The sequence below is a fragment of the Streptomyces sp. ID05-39B genome, assembly GCF_033794725.1.
In the GTDB taxonomy this organism is placed as follows: domain Bacteria; phylum Actinomycetota; class Actinomycetes; order Streptomycetales; family Streptomycetaceae; genus Streptomyces; species Streptomyces bobili.
Window position 1 is genome coordinate 1 of the sequence record NZ_JARGEF010000288.1, and the last position, 9,543, is coordinate 9,543.

A 9,543-nucleotide genomic window follows, 5' to 3' on the forward strand; every position below is an offset into this window, starting at 1 on the left:
GACCGGTTACCCGCGATTTCCAGGCCGGCCCCCGCCGGGCGGGACATGACCTCGGGTGCAGACCCGTGGAGGCCGGGCGCGCACTTCCCCACGCCCCTTCGGTGAGACCGGTTACCCGCGATTTCCAGGCCGGCCCCCGCCGGGCGGGACATGACCTCGGGTGCAGACCCGTGGAGGCCGGGCGCGCACTTCCCCACGCCCCTTGGGTGAGACCCGCTGCCCCCGTTTTCCAGGCCGGCCCCGTGCGGTCAGAGTCTCATCGGCTGCGGGGACTCCCTGCGGGCCGGGTCCGGGGCGTCGTACTCGCGGATGATCTCGTAGCGGGTGTTGCGCTCCACCGGGCGGAAGCCCGCGTCCCGGATGAGGTCGAGGAGGTCTTCGCGGGTGAGCTTGTTCGGGGTGCCGTAGTTGTCGGCGTCGTGGGTGATCTTGTACTCGACGACCGAGCCGTCCATGTCGTCCGCGCCGTGCTGGAGGGCCAGCTGTGCGGTCTGGACGCCGTGCATGACCCAGAAGACCTTGACGTGCGGGACGTTGTCGAAGAGCAGGCGCGAGACGGCGAAGGTCTTGAGGGCCTCCGCGCCGGTCGCCATCTGGGTACGGGCCTGAAGGCGGTTACGTACCTTCCCGTCCTTCACGTCCACGAAGTCGTGCTGGTAGCGGAGCGGGATGAAGACCTGGAAACCGCCGGTCTCGTCCTGGAGTTCGCGCAGCCGCAGCACGTGGTCCACGCGGTGGCGCGGCTCCTCGATGTGGCCGTACAGCATAGTGCTCGGGGTCTTCAGACCCTTCTCGTGCGCCAGGCGGTGGATCCGCGACCAGTCCTCCCAGTGCGTGCGGTGGTCCACGATGTGCTGGCGGACCTCCCAGTCGAAGATCTCCGCACCGCCGCCGGTGAGCGACTCCAGACCCGCGTCGATCAGCTCGTCGAGGATCTCCGACGCCGACAGACCCGAGATCGTCTCGAAGTGGTGGATCTCCGTTGCCGTAAACGCTTTCAGAGACACGTGCGGCAGGGCGGCCTTCAGCTCGCGCAGGGAGCGCGGGTAGTAGCGCCACGGCAGGTTCGGGTGCAGGCCGTTGACGATGTGCAGTTCGGTGAGGTTCTCCGACTCCATCGCCTTCGCGAGCTTGACGGCCTCCTCGATGCGCATCGTGTACGCGTCCTTCTCCCCCGGCTTGCGCTGGAAGGAGCAGTACGCGCAGGACGCCGTGCACACGTTCGTCATGTTGAGGTGGCGGTTGACGTTGAAGTGGACGACGTCGCCGTTCTTCCGCGTCCGCACCTCGTGCGCGAGTCCGCCCAGCCAGGCCAGGTCGTCCGACTCGTACAGCGCGATGCCGTCCTCACGGGTCAGCCGTTCACCGGCCCTGACCTTCTGCTCCAGCTCGCGCTTGAGCCCGACGTCCATGCAGCTACCTCTTCCGTTCGCCCTGAGTTCGCCCTGAGACAGACTTCGTCAACCGTACGCCCAACCGATCAGACCTCTTCGGGAAGCTCCCCGACCCGGTTCTCCCACTTCGTGGAGAGCACGATGGTCGTACGGGTGCGGGACACACCCTTCGTGCCGGACAGCCGACGGATGATCTTCTCCAGCCCGTCGACGTCGTTCGCCCGGACCTTGAGCATGAACGAGTCGTCGCCGGCGATGAACCAGCAGTCCTCGATCTCGCTGAGGTCCTTCATCCGCGCGGCCACGTCCTCGTGGTCGGCGGCGTCGGAGAGGGAGATGCCGATGAGGGCGGTGACGCCCAGGCCGAGCTGGGCGGCGTTCACCGTGGCCCGGTAGCCCGTGATGACGCCGGCCGCCTCCAGCCGGTTGATGCGGTCGGTGACGCTGGGTCCCGACAGGCCGACGAGGCGCCCCAGCTCCGCGTACGAGGCCCGGCCGTTCTCCCTCAGGGCCTGGATGAGCTGCCTGTCCACCGCGTCCATGCGATCGAGCCTTCCGATGAAGAGGTCTGAGAGTTACTGAAGTTTCTGAAGGTGGTGCTGGTGGTTGCCGGTGCTGGTGCGGTGGTCCCCGCTGTCCGCCCTCGCTCAGGCGGGGCGGGTGCCGCCGCCCAGTTCGCCCTTCCAGCGGCGGTACAGGCCGTGCGTCACGCCTGCCGCGTCGAGGACCCGGCCGGCGACGAAGTCGACCAGGTCCTGGATGTGGGTGGCGCCCGCGTAGAAGGCCGGGGAGGCGGGTACGACGCTCGCGCCCGCGTCGTCCAGGGCGACGAGGTGCCGCAGGGTCTGCCCGCTCAGCGGGGTCTCCCGGACGGCGACGACGAGCGTGCGGCGCTCCTTGAGCGTCACGCTCGCCGCCCGCTGGAGCAGATCCTTGGACAGCCCGAGCGCGACTCCGGCGACACAGGCCGTCGAGGCGGGCACGATCAGCATCCCCTTCGCCGGGTACGACCCCGACGACGGCCCCGCCGCCAGGTCACCGGCTCCCCAGTACCGCACGGCGTCCGTGTCCACGTCGACGTCGAAGGTGCCCGGCTTGCCGTCGGCGCCCCGCGCGAGCCAGTCCCGCAGGTCGTCCCGCCAGTGCGCGTCCCGGAACGAGATCCCCGTCTCGTCGAGCAGCGTGAGCCGCGAGGCCCGGCTGACGACCAGGTCCACGCTCTCGCCCCCGGCGAGCAGCGCGCGCAGCACGGCGGCGGCATAGGGCGTACCGGACGCCCCGGACACCCCCACGATCCAAGGCACGCGCTGCGTTTCTCCTGCGTTCACACCTTGAGCGTACCGGCGAACGGGGAGGTGCTCCGGACCGGACTACAGCGTGAGGCCGCGCACCAGCAGGTCGATGAGCGCGCACACGAAGAGACTGATGCCGATGAAGCCGTTCGTGGAGAAGAACGCCCTGTTCAGGCGGGACAGGTCGTGCGGGCGGACGATGGTGTGCTCGTAGACGAACGCGCCCCCGACGATCAGCAGGCCCAGCCAGAAGAAGGCACCCGCGTCCGTGGCGAGGGCGTACCAGACCAGCAGGGCCGTGGTGACGGCGTGGCAGGCGCGGGCGCCCCAGATCGCCGCCGGGATGCCGAAGCGGGCCGGGACCGACAGGACGCCGGTCTCGCGGTCGGTGTCGATGTCCTGGCAGGCGTAGATCAGGTCGAAGCCGCCGATCCAGATGCCGACGGCCAGGCCCAGGATGACCGCGTCCCAGGACCATTCGCCGGTGACCGCGAGCCAGCCGCCGATCGGGCCCATCGCCTGGGCGATGCCGAGGATGGCCTGCGGAAAGTTCGTGAAGCGTTTTCCGTAGGGGTAGACCACCATCGGGATCACGGCGACCGGGGCGAGGGCGAGGCAGAGCGGGTTGAGCAGGGCCGCCGAGCCGAGGAAGACCGCCAGGGCGATGAGCGCGCCGGTCCAGGCGTGCTTGACCGACATGGCACCGGTGACGAGTTCGCGGTGGGCGGTGCGCGGGTTCCGTGCGTCGATCTCGCGGTCGATGATCCGGTTGACCGCCATGGCGAAGGTGCGCAGACCCACCATGCAGACCGTGACCAGCAGCAGCCGGCCCCAGTGGATGTTCTCGTCCAGCGTGAACATCGCGGTCAGCGCGGCGATGTAGGCGAAGGGCAGCGCGAAGACCGAGTGCTCGATCATCACCAGGCGCAGGAAGGCCTTCGTGCGTCCCGGCTGCTGCGGGAGCGCTGCGGATGCCGAGGTCACAGGCCGTACTCCTTCCAGCGGCGGTCGACCGTGGCCGCCGTCTCCGGGTCCGCGAGGACCATGTCCGGCCAGCCGCCGTCGCGGGTGTAGCCCTCCTCGGGCCACTTCCTCGTCGCGTCGATGCCCGCCTTGCCTCCCCAGAACTGCTGGTAGGAGGCGTGGTCGAGGTGGTCGACGGGGCCTTCGACGATCGACAGGTCACGGGCGTAGTCGGTGTTGCCCAGTGCCCGCCAGGCGACCTCGTGCAGGTCGTGGACATCACAGTCGGAGTCGACGACCACGATCAGCTTGGTCAGGGACATCATGTGGGCGCCCCACACCGCGTGCATGACCTTCTGCGCGTGCTTGGGGTACTTCTTGTCGATCGAGACGATCGCGCAGTTGTGGAAGCCGCCGGCCTCGGGCAGGTGGTAGTCCACGATGTCCGGGACGATGATCTTGAGGAGCGGGAGGAAGAACCGCTCCGTCGCGCGGCCCAACGGGCCGTCCTCGGTCGGCGGGCGGCCCACCACGATCGACTGGAGCAGCGGACGCTTGCGCATCGTCACGCAATCGATCGTCAGTGCCGGAAACGGTTCCTGCGGTGTGTAGAAACCGGTGTGGTCGCCGAACGGGCCCTCCGGGAGCATCTCGCCCGGCTCCAGCCAGCCCTCCAGCACGACCTCCGCCTGCGCCGGGACCTGGAGCGGAACCGTCTTGCAGTCGACCATCTCGATCCGCTTGCCCGCGAGGAACCCGGCGAAGAGGTACTCGTCGATGTCACCGGGCAGCGGGGCGGTGGAGGCGTACGTGACGGCCGGCGGGCAGCCGAAGGCGATCGCGACCGGCAGCCGCTCGCCCCGGCGGGCCGCGACCTGGTAGTGGTTGCGGCTGTCCTTGTGGATCTGCCAGTGCATGCCGATCGTGCGCTTGTCGTGGCGCTGGAGGCGGTAGAGGCCGAGGTTGCGGACACCGTTCTCCGGGTCCCGGGTGTGGGTCAGGCCGAGGTTGAAGAACGACCCGCCGTCCTTGGGCCAGGTGAACAGGGCCGGCAGCTGGTCCAGGTCCACCTCGTCGCCGCGCAGGACGACCTCCTGCACGGGACCGTCCTTCACCTTCTTCGGCGGAACGTGGGCCATCGCGCCGAGCTTGCCGAACGCCTCGCGCACCCCCACGAACCCGTGCGGCAGCTCGGGCTTCAGCAGCCCGCCGATCCGCTCGGAGATCTCCGCGTACGACTTCAGCCCGAGCGCCTTCAGCAGGCGGCGGTCGGTGCCGAACACGTTCATCGCGAGGGGCATCGCCGAGCCCTTCACGTTCTCGAAGAGGAGCGCGGGGCCGCCGGACTTCTGGACCCGGTCGACGATCTCCCCGACCTCCAGATACGGGTCGACCTCGGCCTTGATGCGCTTGAGGTCGCCCTCACGCTCCAGGGCCCTGAGCAGGGAGCGAAGATCGTCGTAAGCCATGCGGCCCAGTATCCCCGAGGGGCTACCCTGACCCCGTACCTGGGGCCCGTCCTCGTGGCCCCGCCGCCTTCTGCGCTGGAGAGACCCATGCTGCGGGTACTGATGTTCCTGGTACCGCTGGCGCTGAGCGTCTACGCGTTCATCGACTGCATCAGCACGAAGGACGACGAGATCCGCCACATGCCCAAGCCGCTGTGGGCGATCCTCGTCCTGCTGTTCCCGCTCGTCGGCTCGCTCTCCTGGCTCGTCGCGGGCAAGAAGCGCAGCCCGGCCGCCGAAGGCTGGGCGGGCGTCCGCGAGGGCCGCGCGCAGCAGCGGCAGTGGATCGCCCCGGACGACAACCCCGAGTTCCTGAAGTCGCTCGACGACGACGAGAAGGACGACGGGAAGGACAACGACGGCCTGGGCAACGACGGGAAGGGCAAGGGGGACGACGGGAGCTGACGAGGCTCAGGGCCTCCCTCCCGGAACGCCTGGAAAACGCCTGCGGAAACACCGCCCGTGCGAGCGCCTGCCGAACACCTGATGAGCGCCTGACGAGCACTCGGTGAGCGAGGGCCGGGCGCCCGCTACCGTGGTGCGCGATCACGATGAAGAGACCACGCGACCCTGACGCCGACGGGCGCGGCAGCCGCCTGCGCACCGTAGATCTGGCGCGCCTCGCCGGGCTGTCGACCCAGCAGATCCGCAACTACGAGGAGGCGGGCGTGCTGCCCCCGGCCGGGCGCACCGAGTCCGGCTACCGCACCTTCGGGGACGTGCACCGGCGGGCCCTGCTGACGTACCGGACCCTGCTCGCCGGGTACGGCCCGGTGCGGGCGACCCGGATCATGCGGACCGTGCACGTGGGTGACGTACCGGGCGCGCTCGCCCTCGTCGACGCCGCGCACGCCGCGCTGCACGAGGAACGGGCGGCGCTACGGGCCACCGGCGAGGCACTGGAGACCCTCGCCGAGGACACCCCGGACCCCCGCGAGCGGTCCGGCCTGCGCATCGGAGAGGTCGCCGCCCTGATCGGCGTACGTCCGTCGGCGCTGCGGGTGTGGGAGGCGGCCGCGCTCCTCACGCCGCCGCGCGAACACCCCACCGGCTACCGGCTGTACGGCCCTGCCGAGCTGCGGGACGCCCGGGTGATCCACAGCCTGCGCCGCAGCCACTACCTCCTGGACCAGATCCGGCCCGTACTGGAGGACCTGCGCCGGGAGGGCGGCACCAGGTCCCTGCGCGGGGCGCTGACGGCACGGGCGGAGTCCCTGACCGCCCGCAGCCAGGCCATGCTGGCGGCCGCGGGCGCGTTGTCGGCGTACCTTGCCGAGGGGCTCGGCCCGGCGCAGGGGTGAGGCCGCCGGGATCGAGCACCGAGGAGACCTCGATGCCGTCGGTGACCCGGTCGGCTGCCCTCGGAACATCGGGAACGCGTTTGCGCATGTTTCTGTCGGCTTTCGGTCACAGTGAGGGCATGGATCTCTTGGATCGGGCGACGGCGCGGAGCTGGCTCGGGGCCGCTGTCGAGGAGGCCCGGGCCGGGCTCGGTGAGGGCGGTGTTCCGATCGGTGCCGCGCTGTACGGGGCCGACGGGACGCTTCTCGGCAGGGGGCGCAACCGGCGCGTGCAGGACGACGACCCCTCGACGCATGCGGAGACGGCGGCGTTCCGGGCGGCGGGGCGGCAGCGGACGTACCGCGGGACGACGATGGTGACGACGCTCTCGCCGTGCTGGTACTGCTCCGGGCTGGTGCGTCAGTTCGGTATCTCGCGTGTCGTGATCGGCGAGGCCGTCACCTTTCACGGCGGCCATGACTGGCTCGCCGGGCACGGCGTGGAGATCGTGCTCCTGGACGACCCCGAGTGCGTCGCGATGATGCGCGACTTCATCGAGAAGAACCCTGCCCTGTGGAACGAGGACATCGGTGCGTGACGTCGCCCAGCACGCCGGATCGCTTCCCGTCGGCGTCAGGGTCGTGGAGTCCGTGCCGGCCCCGGTCGGGCGGGTGACGTACGAGGCCGTCGACTCCCACGTGTACCTGCGGGCGAAGCCGGATTCGATCACTGTGGGCTGACATGTCGTTACGCAACGGACACCGGGCGCTCTGGCACACATCAACTCTCTCTCCTTACCCTTGCGTTGATGACCGGCCACGGGGGAGGTGCGGTGCACAGACGGTTGTACGGGCGGGGTGCGCTGTTCGATGTCGAGCCGGCCGGTCTCGTACCGCGGCTCGTCGGGTTACGGCCGTACGAGCATCACGCGGTGAAGCCCGAACACGGCGACGACGTCCCGGTGTTGGTGCTGACCGGCGGGCGGGGAACGGGCAAGAGCGCGGTGCTCGCCGAGGTGTGGGAGGCGTACACCGAACGGACGCGGAGGGGTGAGGCGCGCAGACGGACACCGGTCGCGCTGATCGACTGCGAGGACGTCCAGTTCGCCGGGCCGCCGCATGAGGAGAGCCCGGAGTCCTGGTCGCCGGTGTGGCAGGCCCTGCTGGTGCTCGCCGAGCAGCTGACCGAGCCCGTGAAGGCCGCCGGGCAGCTCACCTTCCCGCGGCTGACGGCGGGCCTGGTCGCGGTGCGGGCCAGCGACTGGAGCGGGCGGACCGACTCGGAGCGCATCCGGCGTGAGCTGGTGCGGATCCTGCTGCTGAACGAGCGCGGCTCACGGTTCGGGGTGGCCGGGCGGTGGGCGGCACGGGTCGCGGGGCGGGTCATCGTGGCGGCCAGCGGGCAGGGCCCGTTCGTGGCGGCGGCCATCGACGCCACCCTGGAGTCCCTGTCGGAGGGGTTCACGAACCACAGGGAACAGCGGCCGTCCCAGTGGTACCGCGGCTATCCGAACGCGGGCGGCAACGCCAAGCGCGGCCTGCTGCTCCTGTCGGGGAACTTCCGGGCCGGCGGCACCTCGCGCGAGCACGCCGAACGGTGGCTGGTGCGGGCGCTGCTGGCCGACCTCGCGGAGGCGTACGCGGGCCTGGGGTCCCATCTGCGGCGGATCGGGCGGCCGGTCGTGCTGCTGGACAACGCGCGGAGCGGGCCGGGTCCGGGGCTGCTGGGCGCGGTGCTGCGGGACCGGGCGGAAGGGGCCGACGACCAGGTGGTGTGCGTGGCGACGGTCCGCGGGACCGAGCATCCGGCACTCGGGGACGCCGTACGGCGGGAGTTGGCCGAGGTGGCCCGGGTCGCCGAGTGGGCGCCGGGGAGTTCGCCGTCCTCGCGGGCCCTGCTGGTGCCGCTGCCGCCGCTGGGTCCTGACGAGACGCTGCACATGGTGGGCGCGGTCTGCGACGACATCGAGATACCGCCCCGACTGCCGCAGGCCGCGCACCGGCTGACCGGCGGGAACCCGCTGGGCATCGTCCTGCTCGCCACGGCGGCCCGGCAGCACCCCGAGCGGGCGGCCTCGCTGGGCCGGCTGCTCACCTCGGACATCCGGCTGGAGGAGGGGCAGGCGGAGGGCCGCCCGGCCTACGCCGAGCTGCTGGCGCGGCTCGTGCCGGCCGACCGGCTGGAGGAGCTGACCGTGCTGGCGGCGGCCCACGACCACGGCTCGGCGGTCGCCCTCGCCGCCGCGCACCTCCCGGACGACTTCGGCTCCTCGGGCGTACGGTCGCTGCGGTCGCGGCTCGCCGAGGAGGGCATGCCGGCCGTGCCGGGGCAGTTCGTGGGCGACCCGTTCGTGCGCACGCTGCTGCTGCTGCGGCTGCATCACCGCGACCCGGACCACGGCGGCTGGCGGGAGGTCCACGAGACACTGATCCGGCACTACACGGACCCGGCACCGGGACCCGACCCGTCTCCTGGTCCTGATCCCGTGCCCGATCCCGTACCCGCGCCGGACCCCGCGCTCACCCCCGATCCCGCCCGTGCCCGCTACCGGCTCGCCCACGAACTCGCCCTCGGGAACACCGAGAACGCGGTTTCCCACCTGCGCGACACGTTCCGCACGCTCGACACCCGGACCTGGCTGGACACCCTCTGCTTCCTCGCCTCGGCGCAGTACTTCCACGCGCACGACGCCGAGGGCCGCGACCTGGGACACGACGACCGGCGGGCGGCGATCGCGCTGGGCCGCACGGACGCCGGGCACGGCCCGCCCGAGGGCGTGGACGCCTTTCTGCATCTGCGGACCCGGCGGCTGCTGCACGCGGTGTGGCAGGCCGGCGATCCGCTGGTGCTGCCCGACCCGGGGGTGTGCGAGCGGCTGCGGTTCGAGCTGCTGCAACTGTCCGACCTGCGGCCCGCCGGGGGTGCCCTGCTGTTCGCGACCTCGCGGGCCTGGCCCCGGGACGCGCTCGCCGGCCGCCCCTTGCGCACACCGGCCGACGACGGCGAAGACGACGGGGACGGGGAGGCGTGATGACGGGCGCGGGTGGCGGCGGCGGAAGCGGTGGCGGTGGCCCTTATAAAAATCTGAACTTGCCACCAAAGCAT

The 9,543-nt window shown here is 71.1% G+C and carries 9 protein-coding genes and 1 pseudogene; 5 read left to right on the forward strand and 5 right to left on the reverse strand.

Translation table 11 applies throughout. The annotated features are described in order from the left end of the window. Positions 1-248: 248 nt before the first annotated feature. From mqnE to P1P75_RS36305, 5 genes are all read right to left on the reverse strand, one after another. Positions 249-1,412: an aminofutalosine synthase MqnE gene (gene mqnE, locus P1P75_RS36285; protein ID WP_319263508.1), complete on the reverse strand. Its 1,164-nt coding sequence runs from the start codon at positions 1,410-1,412 to the stop codon at positions 249-251. Positions 1,413-1,480: 68 nt separating this feature from the next. Next, the gene (locus tag P1P75_RS36290; RefSeq protein WP_086771194.1) at positions 1,481-1,936 is read right to left on the reverse strand and encodes an Lrp/AsnC family transcriptional regulator; all 456 of its coding nucleotides are present in this window, start codon (positions 1,934-1,936) and stop codon (positions 1,481-1,483) included. 105 nt (positions 1,937-2,041) lie between these two features. After that, on the reverse strand, positions 2,042-2,698 hold the full coding sequence (locus P1P75_RS36295) for a UbiX family flavin prenyltransferase (RefSeq protein ID WP_319263520.1): 657 nt from the start codon (positions 2,696-2,698) through the stop codon (positions 2,042-2,044). Positions 2,699-2,764: 66 nt separating this feature from the next. Then, entirely contained in the window at positions 2,765-3,670 is a 906-nt protein-coding gene (gene mqnP, locus P1P75_RS36300) for a menaquinone biosynthesis prenyltransferase MqnP (RefSeq protein ID WP_319263509.1), read from the reverse strand. Then, positions 3,667-5,118 carry a menaquinone biosynthesis decarboxylase gene (locus tag P1P75_RS36305; RefSeq protein ID WP_319263511.1) on the reverse strand — a complete coding sequence of 484 codons (1,452 nt, stop codon included), beginning with the start codon at positions 5,116-5,118 and terminating at the stop codon, positions 3,667-3,669. The genes mqnP and P1P75_RS36305 overlap by 4 nt, the downstream gene beginning before the upstream one ends. Before the next feature lie 87 nt (positions 5,119-5,205). Between P1P75_RS36305 and P1P75_RS36310 the strand changes: the two genes are divergently transcribed. The 5 genes and pseudogenes from P1P75_RS36310 (at position 5,206) to P1P75_RS36330 (ending at position 9,469) form a co-directional block, all read left to right on the forward strand. After that, on the forward strand, positions 5,206-5,562 hold the full coding sequence (locus P1P75_RS36310; RefSeq protein WP_319263513.1) for a PLD nuclease N-terminal domain-containing protein: 357 nt from the start codon (positions 5,206-5,208) through the stop codon (positions 5,560-5,562). Between the two features lie 146 nt (positions 5,563-5,708). After that, complete coding sequence (locus tag P1P75_RS36315; protein ID WP_319263515.1) at positions 5,709-6,458, forward strand: MerR family transcriptional regulator; 750 nt, start codon at positions 5,709-5,711, stop codon at positions 6,456-6,458. 119 nt (positions 6,459-6,577) lie between these two features. Continuing rightward, the gene (locus P1P75_RS36320) at positions 6,578-7,036 is read left to right on the forward strand and encodes a nucleoside deaminase (RefSeq protein WP_319263517.1); all 459 of its coding nucleotides are present in this window, start codon (positions 6,578-6,580) and stop codon (positions 7,034-7,036) included. A gap of 40 nt (positions 7,037-7,076) precedes the next feature. Next, positions 7,077-7,178: pseudogene (locus tag P1P75_RS36325) on the forward strand (isopenicillin N synthase family oxygenase); the annotation flags it as partial. A 68-nt stretch (positions 7,179-7,246) separates the two neighbouring features. After that, positions 7,247-9,469, forward strand: a complete 2,223-nt coding sequence (locus P1P75_RS36330; RefSeq protein WP_319263518.1) for a hypothetical protein — start codon at positions 7,247-7,249, stop codon at positions 9,467-9,469. Positions 9,470-9,543: the final 74 nt, after the last annotated feature.

What these genes read in the sequence shown, in the direction of transcription:
- mqnE (WP_319263508.1), bottom strand. Translation starts at nt 1,412, where the DNA reads ATGGACGTCGGGCTCAAGCGCGAGCTGGAGCAGAAGGTCAGGGCCGGT.
- P1P75_RS36290 (WP_086771194.1), bottom strand. Translation starts at nt 1,936, where the DNA reads ATGGACGCGGTGGACAGGCAGCTCATCCAGGCCCTGAGGGAGAACGGC.
- P1P75_RS36305 (WP_319263511.1), bottom strand. Translation starts at nt 5,118, where the DNA reads ATGGCTTACGACGATCTTCGCTCCCTGCTCAGGGCCCTGGAGCGTGAG.
- P1P75_RS36310 (WP_319263513.1), top strand. Translation starts at nt 5,206, where the DNA reads ATGCTGCGGGTACTGATGTTCCTGGTACCGCTGGCGCTGAGCGTCTAC.
- P1P75_RS36315 (WP_319263515.1), top strand. Translation starts at nt 5,709, where the DNA reads ATGAAGAGACCACGCGACCCTGACGCCGACGGGCGCGGCAGCCGCCTG.
- P1P75_RS36320 (WP_319263517.1), top strand. Translation starts at nt 6,578, where the DNA reads ATGGATCTCTTGGATCGGGCGACGGCGCGGAGCTGGCTCGGGGCCGCT.
- P1P75_RS36330 (WP_319263518.1), top strand. Translation starts at nt 7,247, where the DNA reads ATGACCGGCCACGGGGGAGGTGCGGTGCACAGACGGTTGTACGGGCGG.